8 protein-coding genes and 2 pseudogenes are annotated in these 24,390 nt (G+C 69.2%); 6 read left to right on the top strand and 4 right to left on the bottom strand.

The window, feature by feature from the left end:
- Window positions 1–139: 139 nt before the first annotated feature.
- From ACWF9G_RS14415 to ACWF9G_RS14405, 3 genes and pseudogenes are all read left to right on the top strand, one after another.
- Window positions 140–9,955, top strand: a pseudogene (locus ACWF9G_RS14415) (amino acid adenylation domain-containing protein); the annotation flags it as partial.
- A gap of 18 nt (window positions 9,956–9,973) precedes the next feature.
- Window positions 9,974–13,243, top strand: a pseudogene (locus ACWF9G_RS14410) (amino acid adenylation domain-containing protein); the annotation flags it as partial.
- Entirely contained in the window at window positions 13,244–17,233 is a 3,990-nt protein-coding gene (locus ACWF9G_RS14405) for an amino acid adenylation domain-containing protein (protein WP_452515792.1), read from the top strand. It begins immediately after the preceding pseudogene.
- On the opposite strand, the gene ACWF9G_RS14400 is transcribed toward ACWF9G_RS14405, so the two are convergent.
- The gene (locus tag ACWF9G_RS14400; protein WP_452515666.1) at window positions 17,194–17,874 is read right to left on the bottom strand and encodes a TetR/AcrR family transcriptional regulator; all 681 of its coding nucleotides are present in this window, start codon (window positions 17,872–17,874) and stop codon (window positions 17,194–17,196) included. The two genes, ACWF9G_RS14405 and ACWF9G_RS14400, sit on opposite strands and share 40 nt — an antisense overlap.
- 146 nt (window positions 17,875–18,020) lie before the next feature.
- Here ACWF9G_RS14400 and ACWF9G_RS14395 point away from each other — a divergent pair, with 146 nt between their 5' ends.
- Together ACWF9G_RS14395 and ACWF9G_RS14390 are read left to right on the top strand one after the other, a co-directional pair.
- Complete coding sequence (locus ACWF9G_RS14395) at window positions 18,021–19,595, top strand: succinic semialdehyde dehydrogenase (RefSeq protein ID WP_379309536.1); 1,575 nt, start codon at window positions 18,021–18,023, stop codon at window positions 19,593–19,595.
- A 35-nt stretch (window positions 19,596–19,630) separates the two neighbouring features.
- Window positions 19,631–20,458 (top strand): SDR family NAD(P)-dependent oxidoreductase, encoded by an 828-nt coding sequence (locus tag ACWF9G_RS14390; RefSeq protein WP_379309537.1) that lies wholly within the window; start codon window positions 19,631–19,633, stop codon window positions 20,456–20,458.
- 63 nt (window positions 20,459–20,521) lie between these two features.
- Here the strand turns inward: ACWF9G_RS14390 and ACWF9G_RS14385 are convergent, their stop codons facing one another.
- Window positions 20,522–21,334, bottom strand: coding sequence for a putative protein N(5)-glutamine methyltransferase (locus ACWF9G_RS14385; protein ID WP_452515665.1), 813 nt, complete (start codon window positions 21,332–21,334; stop codon window positions 20,522–20,524).
- A gap of 33 nt (window positions 21,335–21,367) precedes the next feature.
- A complete protein-coding gene (locus tag ACWF9G_RS14380) occupies window positions 21,368–22,240 on the bottom strand; it encodes a YdcF family protein (RefSeq protein ID WP_452515663.1) in 873 nt (290 codons plus the stop codon).
- A 170-nt stretch (window positions 22,241–22,410) separates the two neighbouring features.
- Here ACWF9G_RS14380 and ACWF9G_RS14375 point away from each other — a divergent pair, with 170 nt between their 5' ends.
- Window positions 22,411–23,262, top strand: coding sequence for a bifunctional 5,10-methylenetetrahydrofolate dehydrogenase/5,10-methenyltetrahydrofolate cyclohydrolase (locus ACWF9G_RS14375; protein WP_378852372.1), 852 nt, complete (start codon window positions 22,411–22,413; stop codon window positions 23,260–23,262).
- Between the two features lie 28 nt (window positions 23,263–23,290).
- On the opposite strand, the gene ACWF9G_RS14370 is transcribed toward ACWF9G_RS14375, so the two are convergent.
- Window positions 23,291–24,370, bottom strand: coding sequence for a hypothetical protein (locus ACWF9G_RS14370; RefSeq protein WP_452515661.1), 1,080 nt, complete (start codon window positions 24,368–24,370; stop codon window positions 23,291–23,293).
- Window positions 24,371–24,390 lie beyond the last annotated feature (20 nt).

Here is a 24,390-nt window from a genome sequence, read left to right as displayed (position 1 = left end):
TTGCAGTGGGGTATCGAAGTCGCGCTGCATATCGCTTTCGTAAATTTATTCATTACTTCGCGGTCAGGATCGTCGGTCCGGGGTACACGGCGGCCGATCAGTCGGCTTACACTGGCGCGGTGGGTTCTGGAGGCCGCTGATGACCACTGCGCGACAACAGTTTCCGTCAGACCGGGGTAATCGGCCGGTGCCATTGTCGGCGGGGCAGCGGGGGCTGTGGCTGGCGCAACAATGGAGCCCGGACGTGCCGATATGCGAGGCGCAGTATCTCGAGTTCCATGGGGATCTGGATCTCGAGATACTGCGTACGGTGTCGATTCAAACGGGTTACGAATTTCAATCGGGTTATTTGCGGCTGGTGGAGGTCGACGGAGAGCCGTATCAGTTGTTCGACCCGGCATTGGCGTCGCGGGGGCCGCTCATCGATCTGCGTGGGGAACCGGATCCCATGGCGGCGGCCTTGCAGTGGATGCGCCGGGAGTACACCACACCGTTGGATATGACCAGGGACCGGTTGGTCGCCTGGGTGGTCGTGCAGGTCGGGGATCGGCATTTCCTCTGGTACCTCAGGGTTCACCACGTCGCCGTGGATGGTTACGCCGCGATGACGATCGTGAACCGGGTCGCGGCGCTGTATACCGCGGCGGTGGAAGGCCGGACAGCCGAGCCGAATCGGGCGGCGGACCTGCGCACTCTCTACGAGGCCGACCACAGTTACCGGGAGTCGACGCGGTTCACCAGCGACCAGGCCTATTGGGTGGACAGACTCGCCGATGTCGAGCTCGAGTCCAGCCTGGCCGTCGGGTCCGCCCCCGCGAGCGCGGACAGTGTGGTCGCGAAAGCCGAACTGCCCACCGTGACGGTGGGACGGATCGGTCATTCCGCGGCACTGCTGGAGGCGACCCCGGCCGCGGTGGTGATCGCGGCATTCGGGACCTATCTGGCCCGGATGACCGGCCGGGACGAGGTCGTGGTCAATATTCCCGTTTCGGGGCGCACCACCGCGGTATTGCGGCGGTCCGGGGGAGTGTTCGTCAACGTTGTGCCGCTTCCGATCGTGCTCGGCCCTGGGGACACGGTCGCGTCGCTGGTGCGGCGGGTGCAGGCCGACCTGATAGGGGCTTTGCGGCATCAGCGCTGCGGCCTGGCCGACATTCGCGCCGCCGCGGGGAGCAACGGGCAGCGGCGTTTCGCCGGCCCGGTGGTGAACGTGATGTTCTTCCCCCAGGAACTCCGGCTCGGGTCGATGACCGCGGAATTCCACATACTCAGCTCAGGCCCGGTCGACGATTTGCTGGTCGACGTGTATCAGACCGGAGACCCGCCGGAGACGATCCTCCACTTCCTGGCCAACCCCAACCGCTACACCGAGCCGGAACTCTCTGCGCATCACACCGGATTCACGGAGTTCCTCGACGCGTTCGCGGACGCCGCGCCGGACACTGCCCTCGGGCAGGTGCATTCCGAGAGCGCGCGCCACGGCGCCGGGATACGGCGCCGACGCGAGGATCTGGCGTACTGGCGAGCCACGCTCGCAGATCTTCCCCTGGAACTTCGGCTGCCGACCGACAGGCCGCGGCCTGCTGTGCTGTCCACGCGGTCAGCCACTGTCGACTATCCGGTCGATGCCGGGTTGCTGCTGACGCTGGAAAGGTTTGCGCGGCACTATCGTTCGTTGCTGCCCATGGTGATTCAGGGCACGCTGGCGGTGCTGCTCGCCCGGTTGAGCGGTACGACCGATATTCCGATCGGCATGCCGGTCGCCGAGCGTGGCGGAGCCGTGCTGGTTTTGCGGACCGAGATCGATCTCGATGAATCGTTCGCCGATCTGCTCGGCCGGGTCGGACAGGTCGATCTGGATGCCTTGGAGCATGCCGATGTCCCGTTCGAACAACTGGTGGACGACATCGCTCCGCAGCGGTCGCAGTCCCGGCATTCCGCGTTCCAGGTGCTGTTGGCATTCCAGAATCCGGATCGGGAGGAGTTGCCCGATGAGGTGACTCCACTCGATCTGCGAATTGTGCTGTCGGACAACCACGATGGTGGCGGGACGGCGGTAGCGATCAGCTACGCCACGGATCTGTTCGACCAGGCGACGATCGATTCTCTGATGCGCCGGTGGATTCGGATACTCGAGTCGGTGACCACCGATCCGACGGTGCCGGTCGGGATGATCGAAGTCCTCGAGCCCGCCGAGCGAGCAGATCTGTTGTCACGCTCCGGTGCACCGACCGCGCCGCCGACCACGCTGGCCGACTTGCTGGCCACGGCCGTTGCGCATGATCCCGAGGCCGCGGCCATCGTCTTCGATGGGCAGCGGCTGAGCTATGCGGAGCTGGACGCGCGTTCGAATCGATGGGCCCGGCTGCTGATCCAGCGTGGTATCGGCCCCGAGGATGTTGTCGCCATCGGTATGCCGCGTTCCCCTGAATCCGTGCTCGCGGTGTGGGCTGTCGCGAAATCGGGAGCAGCGTTCCTGCCGATCGATCCGACCCACCCCGGTGAACGCATCACGCACATGCTGGCCGATTCGAAAACCGCGATCGGCCTGACGGTTTCGTCGGTGCGAACTCGGCTGCCCGGCACCATCACCTGGTTGACACCGGAGGATCTCGACGAGGGTGAGAACCTTCCCGTCGCCGGCGGTGACCGGGTGCGCCCGCTGCGTGTCGACGATATCGCCTATGTCATCTACACCTCCGGCTCGACCGGGCTGCCCAAAGGTGTCTCGGTCACCCATCGCGGACTCGGCAACTGCGCCATCGAGCACCGGAATGCGATGCGCATCGAATCCGATTCCCGTACTTTGCATGTGGCCTCGCCGAGCTTCGATGTGTCGGTACTGGAATTGCTGCTGGCTTTGTGTGCCGGCGCGACGATGGTCATCGCACCCCACGATGTCTACGGCGGCGACGAACTCGCCGCACTGCTCGATCGTGAACAGGTCACCCACGTCCTCATCACACCCACGGCATTGTTCACCATCGACCACACCCGCTGGCCGCTACCGGATTTGCGGTATCTGCTGGTCGGTGGCGAGAACTACGGCAGCGAACTGGTCCAGCGCTGGAATGGAAGCCGTAGCGTGTTCAACGAGTACGGGCCCACCGAGACCACTATTGCCGCGACGATGTCCGCACCGTTGGTGGCGGGCGAGCTGGTCACGATCGGCGGCCCGATTCGCGGTGTCTCGCAATGGGTGCTGGGTCAGCGGTTGCAACCGGTACCGGTCGGTGTGGCGGGCGAACTGTATGTCGCGGGACCGCTGCTGGCCCGCGGATACCACCGCCGCGCCGATTTGACCGCTGAGCGTTTCGTCGCGTGCCCGTGGATACCTGGTGAACGGATGTACCGGACCGGTGATGTGGTCCGGTGGACGGCCGATGGGACGATTCAGCATCTGGGCCGATCCGATTTCCAGGTGAAGATTCGTGGTCTGCGGATCGAGCTCGGCGAGATCGATGCCACGCTCGCTGCCCACGAGACGGTCGACTTCGCCACGACCATCGGCCATCACAGCGAGTCCGGCGCCACCTCGCTGGTGTCGTATGTCGTTGCCGCGCCGGGGCGTTCGATCGATACGAAGGCCCTCGCCGAGTACCTCGTCAGCCGGTTGCCGTCCTATATGGTTCCGGCGTCGATCATGGTGCTGGAGCGGATTCCGTTGACGCCGGTGGGCAAACTGGACCGAAAGGCATTGCCGGATCCGGTATTCACCGACCGCAAGCCGTTCCGGGCGCCCGAGACACCGATCGAACGCATGATCGCCGAAGCTTTCGCCGACGTGTTGAGAATCGACGCGGTCGGCCTCGACGATTCGTTCTTCGCCCTCGGTGGTGACAGCGTGGTCGCGACCAGGGTGGCAGCGCGACTCGGGGCCACACTGGATACCGAGATTCCGGTGCGGGTGTTGTTCGAGGCCCCCACGGTAGCCACGCTCGCGGCCCAGATAGCGCAGTATTCCGGCACCGGGCGACGACGCCCACCGCTGATCGCCGGGCCGCGCCCCGATCTCGTGCCCTTGGCTCCGGCCCAACAGCGGATGTGGTTCTTCAACCAGTACGACACCAGTTCGGGTGCCTACAATGTGCCGATCGCCATCCGGCTGCGTGGCGAGCTGAACGTCGACGCCCTGCGCTCGGCCATGGTCGACGTGCTGCGCAGGCACGAGTCTTTGCGGACGCGGTACCCGGACCACGACGGAACACTGATCCAGCTGATCGAACCCGCCGACGAGGTGGAGCCCGAGCTGGCACTGGTCTCGGTGTCGTCGAGCGAACTCGACGCGGCGATCACCGAATTCGTGGCCGCAGGCTTCGACGTCAGCGTTCGGGTGCCGGTCCGTGCCCGATTGTTCCGTGCCGCCGGCAGCGAGGAGCCCGTCTACGTCTTGGCTGTCGTGGTGCACCACATCGCCGCGGACGGTTTCTCCATGACACCGCTGGCCCGCGACGTGACGACCGCTTACACCACCCGGATCCGCGGCGAAATCCCTTCGTGGACACCGCTGTCTGTCCAGTACGCGGACTACGCGCTGTGGCAGCGAGCGGTCCTCGGTTCGCCCGACGATCCGGAATCGCTGTCCGCCCGGCAGATCCGATATTGGACGGCGATGCTGGACGGAGTCGCCGAGGAACTTCGTCTACCGGCTGACCGGCCGCGGCCGGCGGTGGCCTCCCATCGGGGCGCCACCATCGGCTACACGGTCGATGCCGAGGTGATCCAGGCATTGGAAACGCTCGCGCGGCAACACAATGCCTCCCTGTTCATGGTGATCCACGGCACGCTGGCGGTGCTGCTCGCCCGGTTGAGCGGCACCACCGATATTCCGATCGGCACACCGGTCGCCGGACGCGGCGCGGCCGAACTCGACGACGTGATCGGCATGTTCGTCAACACCCTGGTCTTGCGGACCGAGATCGATCTCGATGAATCGTTCACCGACCTGCTCGACCGGATCAGGCAGACCGATCTGGATGCCTTCGGACACGCCGACGTTCCCTTCGAACAGCTGGTGGATCGACTCGCTCCGCACCGCTCCCCGTCCCGGCACCCACTGTTCCAGGTCATGCTGGCATTCCAGAATCTGGAACAGGTGCGGCTGAACTTGCCCGGTCTCGACGTTGCGGTGCTCGACCTGCCCAACGAAGTGTCGCGCTTCGACCTGCAGCTGGTGCTGTCGGACAACCACGTCGGCGGCGAGATGGCTGTGGCGGTCACCTACGCCACGGATCTGTTCGACCCCGGCACGATCGATGCTCTGATGCAGCGGTGGATCCGGATACTCGAGTCGGTGGCCACCGATCCGACGGTGTCGGTGGGGGCCGTCGAGATACTGGACTCCGCCGAGCGAGCCGATCTGCTGGCACATTCCGGTGCGCCCATGACAACGCCAACCACGTTGGCCGACTTGCTGACCGCGGCTGCCGCACGGGATCCCGACGCCATCGCGATCGTGTTCGAGGGGCAGCAGCTCAGCTATCAAGAGCTGGACGAGCGTTCGAACAGATGGGCCCGGCTGCTGATTCGACGTGGTGTCGGTCCGGAGGATGTCGTCGCGATCGGGATGCCCCGTTCGACCGATTCCGTGCTCGCGGTGTGGGCTGTCGCCAAGTCGGGCGCCGCGTTCCTGCCGATCGACCCGACCCACCCCGGCGAACGCATCACGCACATGACGGCCGATTCGACAACCACGATTGGTCTCACGGTAGCCGCGGTGCGCGCGCAATTGCCCGACGATATCGAGTGGTTGACACCGGAGGATCTCGACGAGGGGGAGAACCGTCCGGTGCCCGACAGTGACCGGGTGCGCCCGCTGCGTGTCGACGATATCGCCTACGTCATCTACACGTCCGGGTCGACCGGGCTACCCAAAGGTGTCGCGGTCACCCATCGCGGACTCGGCAACTGCGCGGCCGAGCACCAGATCGCCCTGCACATCGAATCCGATTCCCGGACTTTATATCTGGCGTCGCCCAGCTTCGATGTATCGGTACTGGAACTGTTGCTGGCGACGTGCGCGGGCGCGACCATGGTCATCGCACCCAGCGATGTCTACGGCGGCGACGAACTCGCCGAACTCCTCGACCACGAACACGTCACCCACGTCCTCATCACGCCCACCGCACTGTCCACCATCGACCACACCCGGTGGCCACTGCCGGATTGGGGACACCTGGCAGTCGGTGGCGAGGACTACGGCACCGAGCTGGTCGAGCGGTGGGGCGGCACCCGCGACATGGTGAACGAATATGGTCCGACCGAGGCCACGATCACGACCAACCAGAGCGCGCCGTTGGTGGCGGGGGAGCTGGTCACGATCGGTAGCCCGATTCGCGGGGTGTCGGAATGGGTGCTGGATCAGCGGCTGCAGCCGGTGCCGGTCGGGGTGGCGGGTGAACTGTATGTCGCGGGGCCGCTGCTGGCGCGTGGATACCATCGCCGGGCGGCGCTGACGGCCGAGCGTTTCGTCGCGTGCCCCTGGATGCATGGTGACCGCATGTATCGCACCGGTGATGTGGTCCGGTGGACGGCCGATGGGACGATTCAGCATCTGGGCCGATCCGATTTCCAGGTGAAGATTCGTGGTCTGCGGATCGAGCTCGGTGAGATCGATACGATGCTCGCTGCGCACGAGACGGTCGGTTTCGCCACGACCATCGGTCATCACCGCGAGTCCGGGGCGGTATCGCTGGTGTCGTATGTCGCTGCCGCACCCGGTCGTTCGGTGGATACGACGACGCTCATCGAGTACCTCGACGGCCGGTTGCCGTCCTATATGGTTCCGGCTTCGATCATGGTGCTGGAGCGGATTCCGTTGACGCCGGTGGGCAAGCTGGACCGTAAAGCATTGCCGGATCCGGTATTCGCCGATCACACACCGTTCCGGGCGCCCGAGACACCGATCGAACGCGCGATCGCCGAAGCTTTCGCCGACGTAGTGGGTATCGACGCGGTCGGTCTCGATGATTCGTTCTTCGCCCTCGGCGGCGACAGCATCATGTCGATCCAGGTGGTCAGCCGAGCCAGGACGGCGGGCGTGGTGTTCTCCGCACGCGACGTCTTCGAGCGCAAAACGGTCGCCGGACTGGCCGCGATCGCCGTCCGCGACAACACCGCGGTGACCGGCCTTCCGGCGGAACTGCCCGGCGGGGGTGTCGGGCCGATGCCGCTGACGCCGAGCATGCGATCGCTGATCGAGCGGGCGGAGTCGGGGTTCGACCGCCTCTCGCAGGGAGTAGTGCTGGATCTGCCGGTGGGGATCGACCGGCCGCGGCTGGCGGACGCGGTGCAGGCCGTCCTCGATCGGCACGACATGCTGCGCGCGCGGCTGGGCGCGGCCGGCGGCGGGAGCTGGACGTGGGAGGTGCTGCCGGTCGGGGCGATTCGGGCCGACGATGTCGTCCATCGGGTGGCGATGGCGGGAAGGCCGGGAAGCGTCGAGTTCCGTGCGTCGGCGTCGGCGGAGCTGGATGCCGCCGCGGACCGGCTCGATCCGGGCGCCGGGACCGTCCTGCAGGTGGTCTGGTTCGATCCGCCCGACGCCGGGGAACCCGGCAGAGTACTTGTGCTGGTGCATCATTCGGTGATCGACCGGGTTTCCTGGCGCGTGCTTGTGGGGGACCTCGCGGCTTCGTCGGCACGGATGGCCTCCGGCGAGCTACCTGACCTGGCCCCGGTCGGGACATCGATGCGCAGGTGGGCGCACGGGCTGGTCGAGGCAGCCCGACGTCCGGAGCGGGTCGCCGAACTCGAACTGTGGCAAGCGATGACAGCCGGGGAAGATCCGGTGATCGGGTCCCGGCCTCTCGACCCCGCGATCGACGTGGCTGCCACCACCCGCACGGTCGAAGTCGAAGTCTCTGCCGAGGTGACCGAGGCGCTGCTGACCGCGGTGCCCGCGGCATTCCACGGCAGCGTGGACGACGGACTGCTGGCCGCACTGGCGATAGCGGTGACGACGTGGCGGCGCGAGCGTGCGACGGCAGCCTCCGGCGACCCGCGCACGGATGTGGTGATCGGTCTCGAAGGGCGCGGCCGCGAGGAAGACGCCGTCCCCGGCTCGGATCTGAGCCGGACGGTCGGCCGGTTCTCGACGAGTTACCCGATGCGCCTGGATCTTTCGGGCATCGATCTCGACGACGCGGGTGCCGGTGGCCCGGCACTGGGCGCGGCGGTCAAGTCCGTCAAGGAGCAGCTGCTGGCGGTCCCGGATCATGGAATCGGCTACGGCTTGTTGCGGTACCTCGACGACGAGACCGGACCGATACTCGCGACTCTGCCGACGCCGCAGATCAGGTTCGACTATGTCTCCGAAACAACGCCGTCGGCCGGAGGGATGCCGATGGACGATCTCACCGGTGCACAGAATCCGGCTACGCCGGTGTCGACGGCGCTCGACATCCACGCCGCCACCGTCGACAGCGAGGGCGGGCCACGGTTGCGGGCGGTCTGGTCGTATCCCGCGGGGGTGCTCACCGCCGACGAGGTGCGCGAGGTGGCGGAATCGTGGTCCCGGGTACTGACCGCGCTGGCGACACACATCCACCGCGCCGGGACCGGCGGCCGCACGCCGTCGGATCTCGAGGTGGTCAGGCTCGGGCAGTCCGAGATCGAGCGACTCGAAGCAGGCTATCCGGCAGTGCGCGACGTCTGGCCGTTGACTCCGCTTCAGGAGGGTTTGCTGTTCCATACGCTGGTATCCGAGGATTCGATGGACGCCTACCTGGTGCAGTTGGTCCTCGAGTTGCGCGGTCAGGTCGATCCGGAGCGGCTGCGCCGAGCCGGGCGGGTACTGCTCGACCGGCATCCGAATCTGCGCAGCGCCTTCGTCGCCGACACCGCCGCGGGACCGGTGCAGGTGGTCGATGACGACGCCGAGGCCCCCTGGTCGGAGGTCGACCTGTCCGGGCTCGACGACGAGGCACGCGGTCGGGAGTGGGATCGGCTGATGGCCGCGGACCGGGCGACCCGCTTCGACCCGGCTCGCGCCCCGCTGCTGCGCTGGATGCTGGTCACCACGGGGCCGCAGCGCTACCGGCTGGTGCTGACCAATCACCATCTGCTGCTGGACGGCTGGTCGACGCCGTTGCTCCTCAAGGAGTTCCTGATCCTCTATGCCACCGACGGTGACCCCGCGATACTGCCGGATGTCCGTCCCTATCGGGACTTCCTGGCGTGGATCGCCGGGCGGGACCCGGCCGCCTCGCTCGCCGCCTGGACGCGCGCGTTCGACGGCACCGACGGACCGACCCTGGTGGCCCCGGCCGACCCCGGCCGCCGATACACCGGATTGCGTGCGGTGCTCGGCGAACTGACCGAGGAACAGACCGCGGCGCTGACCGACCTCGCGCGGGCCCGTGGCATCACCGTCAACACCGTGATCCAGATGACATGGGCGATCGTGCTGGGCGCGTTGACCTCCCGCGACGATGTGACCTTCGGCGCCACGGTATCCGGACGACCCGCACAGGTCGCGGGCATCGAATCCATGATCGGGCTGTTCATCAACACCCTGCCGGTGCGCGTGCGGCTCGACCCCGCCGAGAGCGTGGGGCAGCTGCTCGACCGGATCCAGGCCGAGCAGGCCGCCTTGCTCGAGCACCACTACGTCGGCCTGACCGACATCGAGCGGGTGGCCGGGCCGGGGACGGTATTCGACACGATCACGGTGTTCGAATCCTTCCCGATCGATCGTGGTGGGCTGACCGCGGACACCGATATCGCCGGCATGCGGCTGGTCGACGTGACCGGCACAGACGGCGCGCACTATCCACTGGGCATTGTCGCGCGCATCGACAACACGCGACTACACCTGGAACTCAAGTACCTGCCCGAACTCTTCGACCTGGACACGATGGCGGCGACCCTGCAGCGGGTTCTGCACGTGATCGGCGCCGCCGTCGCCGACCCGGATCTGCCGCTGGCCCGGCTGGATCTGCTCGCCCCGGCAGACCGCCGGGAGCTGGCGCCGGTGTCGGGTGCTCCGGCGCTGCCGGAGCAGGTGTTGCCGGAGTTGCTGGCGGCAGCGGTGCAGCGGGATCCGGGGGCGGTCGCCGTGGTCTGCGGGGATCGGCGGTGGACCTACGGCGAGCTGGACGCGGAGTCGAATCGGCTGGCTCGCGTGTTGATCGGTCAGGGGGTGGGGCCGGAGGCGAGTGTCGCGGTGGGATTGCCGCGATCGGTCGAAGCGGTTCTGGCGGTATGGGCGGTGGTCAAGTCGGGGGCAGCGTTCGTACCGGTGGATCCGCAGTACCCGGCAGGCCGGGTCGAGCACATGCTCTCCGATTCGGGTGTGGTGGTGGGAATCACCCTGTCGGAGTGGTGTGCTCGGCTGCCCGGGCAGGTGCGGTGGCTGGTTCTCGACGAGCCGGCGTTCGCCGCGGAGGTCGCGGAGGTGCCCGCGGGGCAGGTGACCGATACGGAGCGAACATCGCCGGTGCGGGCAGGCACTGCGGCGTACGTGATCTACACATCCGGCTCGACAGGTGTGCCGAAGGGGGTGATGGTGTCGCATCGAGGTGTGGCGAATCTGGTGGCCGAACAATGTGCGCGATTCGGCATCGGGCCGAGTGCCCGGGTGTTGCATTTCGCGTCACCCAGTTTCGATGTGGCGGTGCTGGAACAGCTCTGGGCGTTCGGGGCGGGCGGGCGACTCGTGATCGTGCCGCCGAACGTCTACGGCGGGGGCGAGCTGGCGCAGATCCTGTTGCGCGAGAAGGTGACCCACACCGTGATGACTCCGGCGGCCTTGGGGACGGTCGATCCGGACGGGCTCGATGACCTCGGCACCGTCGTTGTCGGCGGCGAGGCGCCCTCACCCAAACTGGTGTCGCGGTGGGCACCGGGCCGTAGCTTCTTCAACGCCTACGGTCCGGCGGAGGCCACGATTCTCACCGATGCCGGTCCGCCGCTGGCGCCGGGCGTGGCGGTGACGATCGGCGGACCGATTCGCGGGACCGGGCAGGTCGTGCTCGACGGGTGGTTGCGGCCGGTGCCGCTCGGGGTCACCGGGGAGTTGTATCTGGCGGGCCCGGGTCTGGCGCGCGGTTACCGCAACGCGAGGGGTTTGACCGCGTCGCGGTTCGTTGCCGATCCGTTCGCGGGCCCGGGACAGCGCATGTATCGGACCGGCGACCTGGTGCGGTGGCTGCGGCTGCCGGACGGGAGTCTGGCGCTCGACTATGTGGGCCGGTCGGATTTCCAGGTCAAGATTCGTGGTTTCCGCGTCGAACTCGGCGAGGTCGAAGCTGCTCTGGTGGCCTGTCCGGGCGTGGCCGACGCGGTGGCGACGCTGCATCGGGACCCCGTCATCGGCGATCGGTTGATCGGGTATGTGGAGCCCGAGCCCACCGCCGACCTCGACGCGGCCGCGATCCTCGCGTTCGCCGGCGAGCGGCTGGCTTCGCACATGGTGCCCGCGACCGTCGTGGTGCTCGATACGCTGCCGGTGACGGCGAACGGCAAGCTCGACCGCACCGCACTGCCCGAGCCGGACTTCACCACCGGCCGAGCCGAATTCCGGGCACCGGCCACCGAGGTGGAGACGACGCTGGCGGGACTGTTCGCCGAGGTGCTCGGCATCGACACGGTCGGTCTCGACGATTCGTTCTTCGCCCTCGGCGGCGACAGCATCATGTCGATCCAGTTGGTGACCCGGGCCAGGGCCGCCGGTGTGGCCTTCTCCGCGCGCGAGGTGTTCGAGCGCAAAACCGTTGCCGGACTGGCCGAGATCGCCGTTCTCGACGACAGCGCGGCGGCAACCGCCCTCCCCGCGGAACTGCCCGGTGGGGGTGTGGGGCCGATTCCGCTGACGCCGATCATGTGCTGGATGTTCGAACGCGGCGGCTTCGACCGGTTCTGCCAGTGGGTGCTGCTCACCGTGCCGACCGGCATCGACGCCACCGGCATCGACGCCACCGTCCAGGCGGTGCTCGACCATCACGACATGCTGCGGGCCCGCCTGCACCCGGAACCCGCGCATACCTCGGGCTGGGCGCTGCGGGTACAGCCGACCGCGCCGCCCGTCGGCGAACTGATCCGGCGCGTGCCGGTGGACGCGGCGCCCGGCAGCAGCGCCTTCGCCGCCCTGCTCGACGCCGAGGCGAATGCCGCGGCCGAGCGCCTCGATCCCGCGGCCGGGATCACGCTGCAGCTGGTCTGGTTCGACCGGGCCGGACAGCCGGGCAGGCTGCTCGTCGTCGCACACCATCTGGTCATCGACGGCGTGTCGTGGCGGATCCTCATTCCCGATCTCGCCGCGGCGTGGGCCCAGCGCAGCGTCGGTCAACGGCCGCGGCTCGCCCCGGTCGGCACCTCGATGCGACGCTGGGCGCACGCGCTGGAGACCGCCGCCGATGGCCTCGACGAACTCGACTGGTGGCGGTCCACGCTCGGCGCGGCCGATCCACCGCTCGGTGCCCGCCCGATCGATCCGGCCGTCGACGTGCAAGCCACCGCCGCCACTGTCGAGGTGGCGCTCCCTTCCTCGGTGACCCGCGCCGTCCTCACCACCCTGCCGCGGGCGTTCCACGGCAATGTGGACGACGCCCTCGTCGCCGGGCTCGCCCTGGCGCTGACCCGGTGGCGGCGCCGCCGCGGCGACACTGTCACCGAGACGCTGCTCACCCTCGAAAGCCACGGCCGCCACGACACCGTGCTCCCCGGCGCCGATCTCACCCGCACCATCGGGTGGTTCACCGCCAACTACCCGGTGCGGCTCGACCTGTCCGATATCGACCTCGACGACGCGTTCGCCGCCGGGGCCGCCGCGGCGGCGGTCGTCAAGTCGGTCAAGGAGCAACTCCGGCAGGTCCCTCACCGCGGGATCGGCTATGGGCTGCTGCGCTATCTCAACGCCGAGACCGCTGCCGTCCTGCGCGAACTGCCCACCCCACAGGTGAGTTTCAACTATCTCGGCCGGCTCGACACCGCCCCCGCGACGCTGCGCGATATCGGGTGGGTGCCCGCCGGTGACGACACCGATGGCGGCAGCATCCAGAACCCCGACGCACCCGTCGCCGCCCTGCTCGGCGTCAACGCGGTCACCATCGACACCGCGGACGGGCCGACGCTGACCGCCGCCTGGGAGTTTCCGACCGGCCTGCTCACCGCCGCCGAAATCACCGAGCTCGCCGACACGTGGCGCGACGCGATGACCGCGCTGGCCACCCACGCGTCCCGACCCGGAGCAGGCGGCCTGACTCCCTCCGACCTCGCCCTCGTCGACCTCGACCAGGAGGCGATCGACCAGCTCGAGGCCGGACGTCCGGCGCTGGACGACATCTGGCCACTCACACCGCTCCAGACGGGATTGCTGTTCCACGCCCAGCTCGCCGACGGCACCATCGACGCCTACCTGGTGCAACTGTGGGTGGAACTCGGCGGGCACGTCGACCCGGACCGGCTGCGCCGCGCGGCACAGACGCTCCTCGGACGGCACCCGAACCTGCGGACCGCGTTCCTGCGCACGGGCATCGGCGACGCGGTCCAGGTGGTGCACCGGTACGTCGACGTGCCGTTCACCGAGCTCGACTGGACCGAGCGCGACGACATCGAGGCCGCGCTCGACCAGCTCATGGACACCGACCGCCGCGACTGCTTCGACCTCACCACGGCGCCGTTGCTCCGGCTCACCCTGATCAGCACCGCGCCCCAGCGGTACCGGCTGCTGGTGAGCATGCATCACATCCTCGTCGACGGCTGGTCGACGCCCCTGCTGATCCGGGAACTGCTGACCCTCTACGCGGGCGCGGGCGACGCCACGATGCTGCCCCCGGTGCGCCCCTACCGTGACTACCTGAGGTGGCTGACCGCCCAGGACCAGGACGTGGCGGAAGCCGCGTGGGCACGGGCACTCGACGACATCGCCGAGCCGACCCTGCTGGCGCCCGCGGACCGCGGCCGCCGGACCACCGTCGCCGCGCGCGAAGTCCGGGTGCGGCTGAGCGAACAGCGCACCGCCGCCCTGATCGAGACGGCCCACCGGCACGAGGCCACCCTCAACACCGTCGTCGAAGCAGCCTGGGGGATCGTGCTCGCCACCTCGACCGCCCGCGAGGACGTGGTCTTCGGCACCACCGTCTCCGGGCGTCACCCGCAGATCCCCGGTATCGAATCGATGGTCGGGCTGTTCGTCAACACCGTGCCCGTCCGGATCCGGCTCGACCACCGCGAAACCCTGGCCCAGCTGTTGCGGCGCGTCCAGACCGAGCAAGCCTCGCTGCTCGACCACCAGCACCTCGGGCTCGCGCAGATCCAGCGCGTGGCCGGGCCCGGCGCGATGTTCGACACCGTGACCGTCCTCGAGTCCTATCCGGTGGATCGGGCGGGGCTGTCCGCGGACACCGACATCGCGGGCATGCATGTCCTCGACGTGCACGGCCGCGACGCCGCGCACTACCCGCTCGGCCTCGTCGTCCACCACGACACCCAGGTGCACCTGACGTTCAAGTATCTGCCGGAGCTGTTCACCCAGAACCAGATCGACGTCATCGCCGACCGGATGCTGCGCGTGCTCGACACCATCGCCGAACACATCGACCTCCCGCTGAGCCGGCTGCAACTGCTCTCGCCGGTCGAGCGAGCCACGCTGGTACCCGTTCGCGGCAGGCCCGGCGTGGTCATGTCGGTGTTGCCGCAGGTGCTGACGGCCGCGATGACGCCGGACTCCGAGGCGGTGGTCTGCGACGGAGTCCGGCTGTCCTACCGCGAACTCGACGAAACCGCCAACCGATGGGCCCGGGTTCTGATCGACGCCGGGATAGGACCGGAATCGTTGGTGGCCATCGCGTTACCGCGCTCGCTCGACGCCGTGATCGCCGTGTGGGCGGTCGCCAAATCCGGCGGCGCGTTCGTCCAGATCGACCCCGCCCATCCGCACGACCGGATCACCCGCATCCTCACCGATTCCGGTGCCGCCGTGGGGCTGACACTGTCCGCCCACCGAGAGCTGCTGGCGGACACCACGAGCTGGCTCGCCCTCGACGACCCCGCCTTCGCCACGGCGACAGTGTCGGCGTCGCCCACCGCGATCACCGACGCCGACCGCACGAGCCCGCTGCGGCCACAGCATCCGGCCTACCTGATCTACACCTCGGGCTCGACCGGGATTCCCAAAGGTGTCCTGGTCACCCACAGCGGGATCGCCGATCTCGCCGCCGAAACGCGGGACCGGTTCGGTCTCACCCCGGACTCGCGCGTACTGGCCGCCGCCGCGCTGACCTTCGACGTCTCGGTTCTCGAATTGGTCAGCGCCGCGGCGGCAGGTGCCACCCTGGTTCTCGCCCCCGCGGCGGTAGTCGCCGGCGCCGAACTGGCCGAGACGATCGCCGCCGAACGCGTCACCCATGCCGCCTTCACCCCGACGGTGCTCGCCTCGCTGCCCCCCGGCGAACTACACACCCTGCGCACCCTGATCCTCGGCGGCGAGACCTGCCCACCAGCCCTGGCCCGGCAATGGATACCGGGCCGCACGGTGATCAACTCCTACGGCGCCACCGAAACCACCATCATGAGCTGCGCCGACGATCCCCGGACCAGCACCGACGACAGCCCGATGACCTTCGGCGGCCCGACCCGCGGATTCACCGCCGTCGTCCTCGACCGCAGGATGCGCCCCGTCCCACCCGGCGTCGCGGGCGAACTGTACGTGTCCGGACCCGGCCTCGCTCGCGGCTACCAGAGGCAGCCCACCACCACGGCGGCCCGGTTCGTCGCCGACCCCTACGGACCACCGGGGACACGGATGTACCGCACCGGCGACCTGGTCACCTGGACCGCCGACCGGACACTGCACTACAAAGGCCGCAGCGACCTGCAACTCAAGATCCGCGGCCACCGCATCGAACGCGGCGACATCGAAGCCGCGCTGCGCAGCCACCCCGACATCACCTACGCCGCCGTCACCGTCCATACCCATCCCAACGGCACCGACCAGCTCACCGGCTACGTCGTTCCCGTCCCCGACACCACACCCGACACCGGCGCACTGACCGGCTACCTCGCGACCCGGCTACCCACACACATGATCCCCACCGCCATCCTCACCCTCGACCGAATCCCCCTGGCCCCCACCGGGAAACTCGACTACAAGGCCCTGCCCGCACCCGAGCTGGGACCCGCCCGGTTCCGGTCGCCGTCCACCCCGCTCGAGGCCACCGTCTGCGACGCCTTCGCCGGGACTCTCGACATCGAACGCGTCAGCGTCGACGACGGCTTCTTCGCCCTCGGCGGAAACTCGCTGGCCGCCACCCAACTCGTGGCGCGGCTGGTGGAATCGACCGGTGCCGACGTGCCGATCCAGTGGGTCTTCACCGATCCGACACCGCAATCGCTGGCCCGCCGCATCGACGCCCGCCTGCGCGGCCTCGACGAACAGGAACCCGGCGACGCACTCTCGGTCCTGCTCCCGCTGCGTGCCGCCGGATCCGAGCCACCGCTGTTCTGTGTCCACCCGGCCGTCGGAGTGGCGTGGGGTTTCAGCGGACTCGTGCAGCACCTCGACCACGACCGTCCCGTCCTCGGGCTGCAATCCCCGACGCTGAGCGACCCCACCGCACGGTTCGACTCGCTCGACGACCTCGCCGCCCGCTACGTCCGGGAGATCCGGTCCGTCCAGCCGCACGGCCCCTACCACCTGCTCGGCTACTCGCTCGGCGGCACCATCGCCCACGCGATCGCCGTCCAGCTGCGCCGGGACGGCGAATCCGTCGCGACCCTGGCCATGATGGACACCCGCGTCGTCACCGACCGCAGCAGCCGCACTCCCACACCCACCGCCGTCGACCTGCTCACCGAGTTCGGCGGCCTCACCGCCGCCGAGCTTCCCGCCGAGCCCACCCTGGAGCTCGCGGCCGAGCTGCTGCACCGGCAAGGCGGCCTCTTCACCGCCCTGACCCCCGACCATCTGGCGACCCTGCACCGCGACTACACGCGGCTCGTCGACCACACCCGCGACCACCGTCCGGAACTGTTCGACGGTGACCTGATCTACTTCAGCTCCGCCGCGGACGACACCGACGACGGCGCCGCACCGGCTCTCGCCTGGCACGACCACATCACCGGCCGGATCACCGAGCACCGCGTTCCCGTCCGGCACGAACGGATGACCGACCCCGACGCACTCCGCGCCATCGGCGTCGCCCTCGCCGAATACTTCAGGCGCGGTGGAGCTGGTTCCGGGGTGAGCGCGGGTCAGGCGTCGCGGAAGAGGCCGGGCAGTTCCATGGCGTAGGCGAGGTCGTCGCGGGTGCCGAGGGTGACCAGCAGGACGCGGATCATGGTGACGCGGGCTTCGGAATCCAGCGCCGGATCGGGATCGCTGCCAGGTTCGGTGCCCGCGGTGAGCCGGTAGACGATGTATTCGCAGACATGCAGGGCCGCGTCCATATCGAGCGGGGCTGGCACAGGGCGGCCCAGCTCACCGAAGGTTTTGCGGACCAGGTCGCGGATGTCGTCGAGGGCGCGCTCGCGGTAGGCCGAGACGGGGGAGCCGGGGTCGTGGAGCTCGGCGAAGAGCGGACGCAGCATCGGGCCGTGGCCGCGAGCCCAGTCCACATAGGCGTCGATCAGCCGGATGCCCAGCTGGACCGGTTCGTCGGTGCCGGTCAGCGCCTCCCGGATCCCGCCGACCAGACCGTCGTTGGACGCGGTCAGCACCGCGTGCAGCGGCTCGGTGGCATTGCCGAAATAGCGGTAGAAGGTGGGCCTGGCCAGCCCGGCCTCCTCGATGATCTGGGCGACGCTCAACCCGCGCGAACCGGTGCGCGCGAACACGGCGGCCGTCGCCTCGACGATCCTGGCGCGGACCTCCTCGGCCTGCTCTTGCGTCTGCGGCGGGCGCCCACGGCGCACCGTGGCGGAATCACCGGACATCGCACCTCCCTCACAACCGCGGGACAACAGCGGAAAGCTTGACACGGTACCGCCATCAACCATTAATCTAACACTAGTGTTCAGGCAAATAGCCGAACCTGCGCGATCGATCCGCGCGACCCATCTGTTGAGGAGAAGGGCCGACAATGACGACAGCCCCCGAGCTGACCGCCGAACCAACCGCGCTGCCGACCGCGCTGGTCAAGCCCCTGTTCGACCGTGCGGTGGCGGGTGGCGCCGCGTCGGTGCCGGTCTTCGCCCCTGCCACCGGATACAAGATCGGCGATCTGCCGCAGTCCTCGATCGACGACATCGACCGCGCCTTCGCCGTGGCCCGCCACGCGCAGCGCGACTGGGCCAAGGTGCCGGTCAAGCAGCGCGTGGAGATCGTGCGCCGCTTCCACGACATCGTGCTCGCCGAGCAGGACACCATCCTCGACATCGTGCAGACCGAGACCGGCAAGTCGCGCCCGCACGCCTTCGACGAGGTCGCCGACGTCGCGCTGAACTCGCGCTACTACGCCGCCGTCGCGCCCAAGCTGCTCGCCGACCGCAAGCCGCGCGGCGTGCTGCCGGTGCTCACCTCGGTCGACGTGCGCCACCGCCCCAAGGGCGTCGTCGCGGTCATCTCGCCGTGGAACTACCCGCTCGCGCTGTCGGCTTCGGACGCGCTGCCCGCTCTGGTCGCGGGTAATGCCGTCATCGCCCGCCCCGACAACCAGACCGCGCTGTCGGCGCTGTGGGCCATCGACGCCGCCGAGCGCGCCGGTCTGCCGCGCGGCCTGTGGCAGGCCGTGCTCGGCCGCGGCCGCGAGATCGGCGGCGACGTGATCGCGCGCGCCGACTACGTCGACTACACCGGCTCCAGCGCCACCGGCCGCACCATCGCCCAGCAGGCCGGTGAGCGCCTGATCGGCTACTCGCTCGAGCTCGGCGGCAAGAACCCGCTGCTCGTGCTCGCCGACGCCGATGTCTCCAAGGCGGCCAAGCTCGCCGTGCGCGCCTGCTACTCCTCGGCGGGTCAGCTGTGCGAGTCGATGGAGCGCATCTACGTCGACGCCTCGGTCTACGACCAGTTCGTCGCCGAGTTCGTCGGCAACGTCAAGAACATGACCCTCGGCGGCGAGCTCGACTACAGCAAGGACATGGGCTCGCTGACCTTCCAGCGCCAGCTCGACACCGTCACCGCGCACGTCGACGACGCTGTCGCCAAGGGCGCGAAGGTGCTCGCCGGTGGCCGTGCCCGTCCCGACCTGGGCCCGTACTTCTACGAGCCCACCGTGCTCGCCGACGTGGCGCCCGGCATGACGGTCTACCGCGAGGAGACCTTCGGCCCGGTCGTCTCGGTGTACAAGGTCGACTCCGACGAGGCCGCCATCGAGGCAGCCAACGACACCGCCTACGGCCTCAACGCCAGCGTGTGGAGCAAGGACGCCGAGCGTGGCAAGGCGGTGGCCGCGCGGATCAACGCCGGCTCGGTGAACGTCAACGAGGGCTTCAGCGCCGCCTGGGGCAGCGTCGACGCGCCGTCGGGTGGCCTCGGCATCTCCGGCCAGGGGCGCCGCCACGGTCCCGAGGGGCTGCTGAAGTACATCGACACCCAGACCATCGCGGTCCAGCGGGTGCTGCCGATCGCGCCGCTGCCCGGCATGTCCGAGCAGATGTGGGCCAAGACGATGACGCTGGTCTTCGGCGTCATGAAGACGCTACGCCAGAAGTAGCGGCAAGCAGGAAACGAAGCAGGGGTAGGCATTACATGAAACTGGAGACGGTCGCGGGCAAGCGGGTGCTGGTCACCGGCGCCGCCATGGGCCTTGGCAAGTTGTTCGCCGAGACGGCGGTCCGTGAGGGCGCCGACGCGGTGGTGCTGTGGGACGTCAACGAGATCGCCCTGCGCGAGACCGCGGCGCAGCTGACCGCCCAGGGCGGCAAGGTGCACTCCTACATCGTCGACGTGTCCTCGCAGGACTCGATCCGCGAGGCCGCCGACGCGGTGCGCAACGAGATCGGCGGGATCGACATCCTGGTCAACAACGCCGGAATCGTGCGCGGTAACACCTACTTCTGGGAAACCGAGAACCGCGGCGACATCGACATGACCATGGCGATCAACTCGCTGGCCCCGATGTACATCGCCCTGGAGTTCCTGCCGGGCATGGTCGCCGGTGCCGGTCAGGCGCGTGTCCTCAACATCGCGTCCTCGGCCGGTCTGGTCGCCAACCCGCGCATGGCCGTCTACGCGGCGTCGAAGTGGGCGGCGCTGGGCTGGTCGGACTCGGTGCGCCTGGAGCTCGAGCAGGCGGGCCACGACCACGTCAAGTTCACCACGGTCTGCCCGACCTACATCAACACCGGCATGTTCGACGGCGCCAAGGGAATCCTGTTCACGCCGATGCTCGAGCAGAACGAGGTCGTCGAGACGTCGTGGCGGGAGATGAAGAACGGCGGCGCCCTGGTGGTGCTGCCGTGGACCTCGCGGATGAACCGCGCGCTCACGGGTCTGCTGCCGATCAAGGTGCGCGACTTCTACCTCAACGCGGTGGGCGTGTACCACTCGATGGATCAGTTCACCGGGCGCAAGTAGGCGCCGGAGGGGATGCCCCCGCCGACCGGCCGTGGATGCGGTGGTCGGCGGGGGCATCGTCGTTCAGCTACCCGGGTGGCGGGTCCCGAGGACGACGGTGGCGTAGTGCTCCTCGGAGTGCTCGACCCGCGGCACGAGACCGTGCTCCGCGAGCACCGCACACGCCGTCTCGACCTGTCCCGTCGAGGTTTCCACGAGCACCGTCCCGCCCGGCGCCAGCCAGCTTGCCGCGCCGTCGGCGACTCGCCGGAACACATCGAGCCCGTCCGCACCGCCGTCGAGCGCCACGAGCGGTTCGTGCTCGCGCGCCTCCGGCGGCATGTCCGCGACCCGCTCGCTCGGCACATACGGCGTATTCGCCAGCAGCACATCGATGCGCCCCCGCAGATCGCCGGGCAGCGCGTCGAACAGATCACCGCCGAACACCGGCGCGCTCAACGGCGCCAGATTCTCCCGCGCACAGGCGACGGCCACCGGATCGATATCGGCGGCCACGAGCTCGACAGCGCACCCGCGGGCGGTGAGTTCGGTCGCCGCGGTCAACCCGAGCGCCCCACAGCCACAACACAGATCGACCACGCACGCCTGGGCCGTCCCCGGCGCGACACCGGCTACCGCCTGCTCGACCAGGAACGCGGTGCGCTGCCGCGGCACGAAGACACCGGGCCGCACGCCGACCCGCACCCCGCGGAATTCGACCCAGCCGAGCAGATATTCGAGCGGCGTCCCCGCGACCCGCTGCGCGACGAGCGCGTCGAGGCGGGCCGAGTCACCCGCGGCGGCCTCGAGCAACAGGGCGGCCTCGTCTTCGGCGAAGACACAGCCTGCGGCACGCAGCGCGAGGATCACGTCGGCGGGGGCGGCGGAAACATGCATGCAGCGATTGTCCCTGACCGGACAACCGATTTATCAGCGCGAGCTGTCGAGCTCGAACGTGCGGGTGGCGTCCAGGTAGATCCCGCGCTGCGCGGCCTTGGCAGGCGGCGGCAGCTGCGAGACCAGCTGTTCGAGTGAGGTCATCGCCCCGACGACGTTGGTTCCGGCGACGAGAAAGTCGGCGACCGCGCGCCGGATGTGGTTGGGCGAGGTCACCACCACGGCACTGGTCGCACCGAGATCACGCAGCATGCGGGTGCTGAACAGCGCGTTCTGCACCGTCGACCCGGCCCGGTCCTCCACGTGGATCCGCTCACCCGGCAGGCCGCGCCCGACCAGCCAGCGCCGCATCGCCTCCGCCTCGGAGATCCCGTTCTGCGGATTGCCACCGGTGACGATCACCGGCGAGAACGGCGCGGCGACGGCTTGCAGCCAGGCCGCGGTGAGCCGGTTCTCCAGCTCCGGCCGCAGCGCGCCGTCGGGCAGCAGCCCGTAGCCGAGGACCACGATCCCGGTCTGCGGACCGATCAGCGCGGGCAGCGGATTGGGTAGCGTCGACGCCGCCGCGGTGACCGCGCGCAGCACATTGGACGTGCCGGCGGCCATGCCGGCGTCGACGGCGCCGAGCCGCGCCATCGCCTCGCCGACCGCGGCGTGGTCACCTGCGTAGTGCGACCAGATGGCCTGCAGCGCGAGGGCGTCGGCGTCGTGCGGATCGGCGGCGATGAGGGTGCGCAGGTCGGCGCGGCCCGCGGCATCGTCACCGTCGGTGAAATGCCGCTGCGCGGAGTTGTAGAGCGCGGTCACGTCCGCTTCGGCGGTGGCGGGGCCGATGGTGGCGCTCGTGACCGCGGCGACCGCGGCGACGGCGGCAGCCACCTGTTTCCAATGCCTCGAGATCTTCACGACAGTCGACACCCTTCCCGCGAACGGTTCGGCACGTGCTGGCAGAGCTGGTGGCAGAGCTGCCGACACCCTACGACCGCGTGCGGCGGGCGCCCCGGATCCCGATGACGTTCCGCGCGTCGCCGCCCGGTGGACCGCTCAGGGGGTAACGACGGATAAGCTGACCCACCGTGGATACCGCTTCGCTGACCGGCAAGGAACTCGCCGCCGCCATCAACGCCGACACGAAGGAGCGCGCCGCCGCGCTCACCGCCGCGGGCACCGCGCCGACGCTGGCGCTGATCGTGGCCAACGACGACCCGGCCAGCGCGTGGTACGTGAACTCGCTGCGCAAAGCCGCCGAGCGCCTCGGGATCGCGTGCGAGCGCATCGATCTCGGCGCCGACGCGAGCGCGGAGACGATCCGCGCCGAGCTGACCGCGCGCAGCGCCGACCCGGCCACCGACGCGATCATGCTGCAGACCCCGCTGCCCGCCGGCGTCAGCCTCGACGACGTGAGCTCGGCGATCGCCGCGAGCAAGGACGTCGACGGCGTCAGCCCGCTGTCCCTCGGCCTGCTCGCCTCCGGCCTGGACGGTTTCGTCCCCGCCACCTCCGAGGCCGTGGTCGAGCTGCTGAAGCATCACGGCATCGCGCTGCAGGGCCGCCTGGTGACCGTCGTCGGCCGCTCCAACATCGTCGGCAAGCCGCTCGCGCAGCTGCTGCTCGCCGAGAACGCCACCGTCACCGTCGCGCACTCGCGCACCGCCGACCTGGCCGCGGTCACCACCCCCGCCGACATCGTGGTCGCCGCCGCGGGCCGGATCGGGCTGGTCACCGGCAAGCACATCGGTGACGGCGCCGTGGTGATCGACGTGGGCACCAACGAGGCCGCCGACGGTGGCATCGTGGGCGACGTGGACGCGGCAACGGTCGACGGCAAGGCGGCCGCGCTGAGCCCCGTCCCCGGCGGCGTCGGCCCGGTGACCACCGCGCTGCTGATGCGCCACGTGGTCGTCGCGGCCGAGAAAGCCCGCGCCTGAGCGGGTTTCGAGCCGACCTCGATCGGGTCTAGCGCACCGGCCCGATCGAGGTGATCAACGTCTTCCCGCCGACCTTGGCGGTGCCGACCAGCTGCGGGTTGTAGATGATCGGCGCCGAGTCGGGCCGGAACTCGGTGATCACCACGAAGTACTGTCCGGCGAACGCCGCGGGCGTGATCGACAGGCAGTGGGTGGTGCCCACCGGGATCGTGTCGATGCCTGCCTGGATATCCGCGCCGGAAGGCAGTGCCGCATCGCCGGATACCAGCGTCCGGGCCTGATCACCGGAGCGCGCAACGTAATACGCGTGCTGGAACGCCAGGATGGCCGCGACGCCGTTCTCGGTGCCGCCGGCACCGTTGCCCTGGATCTTGCTGCCGACCTGTTCGGCGGGGCAGTCGCCGGCGACCGGAACCGTGCTCGCGGGCGCGGGCTCCAGCACGGTGCTCGCGGCCGCGGATTCCGGTGCGGGACCGCGCAATTGGTAGTAGCCGCCGCCGATCAGCAGCGCGCCCGCCATCGAGGCGGCCAGCGGCGCCGCCCAGCGCGGCGGGCGTCGGTGTCGCCGCGACCGGTCGATCATCCGCGCGAAGACCTCGTCGTCACCGGAGTAGTCGGGCGTGGGGCGCGGTGCCGGTTCCTGCTCGGCCGTGACCCAGTCCGCCCATGTGCCTCCGGGCGCGGGGGCGATGATCGGCAGTCTGTCGGTGTTCGGCCCGTTGTCGGGTTCGGGGCTCGCCATCGGCGGGTCCGGAAGTGCGTGGCGCGCACCGGGATCGAACGGGCCGCCGACGATGGGCAGCCGATCGGTGGCGTAGCTGTCCGCCGGGGCGAGACTGTGCAGGGGATCGGGCTGCCCGATCCGCTCGGGCGCGCGCGCCGCGGACAGGGAGATCACCGGAATACCCGCCGGGGTCGCAGGCCCATCGATCCGGTGCCGCGGGCCGGTAACCGGCTGCGGACCAGTCGTTTCGGTCAGCCTGCGCGGCCGCGGCGCACCCAGCTCACGACCGGGTCGCCACGGCGTGGCAGCAGTGAACGGATCACCGGCCGAACCGGGGTCGTGCTGTCGAGCCCCGGTCGGTCTGTGTGCATCCGGTCGATCCATCGCCCCACCTTCATCAGGGG

The sequence above is a fragment of the Nocardia sp. NPDC055029 genome (assembly GCF_053608525.1).
The sequence above is the reverse complement of the archived record's forward strand: the minus strand, read 5'-3'. Positions and strand labels throughout refer to the sequence as shown.

What these genes read in the sequence shown, in the direction of transcription:
- ACWF9G_RS14400 (WP_452515666.1), bottom strand. Translation starts at nt 17,874, where the DNA reads ATGTCCGGTGATTCCGCCACGGTGCGCCGTGGGCGCCCGCCGCAGACG.
- ACWF9G_RS14395 (WP_379309536.1), top strand. Translation starts at nt 18,021, where the DNA reads ATGACGACAGCCCCCGAGCTGACCGCCGAACCAACCGCGCTGCCGACC.
- ACWF9G_RS14390 (WP_379309537.1), top strand. Translation starts at nt 19,631, where the DNA reads ATGAAACTGGAGACGGTCGCGGGCAAGCGGGTGCTGGTCACCGGCGCC.
- ACWF9G_RS14385 (WP_452515665.1), bottom strand. Translation starts at nt 21,334, where the DNA reads ATGCATGTTTCCGCCGCCCCCGCCGACGTGATCCTCGCGCTGCGTGCC.
- ACWF9G_RS14370 (WP_452515661.1), bottom strand. Translation starts at nt 24,370, where the DNA reads ATGGATCGACCGGATGCACACAGACCGACCGGGGCTCGACAGCACGAC.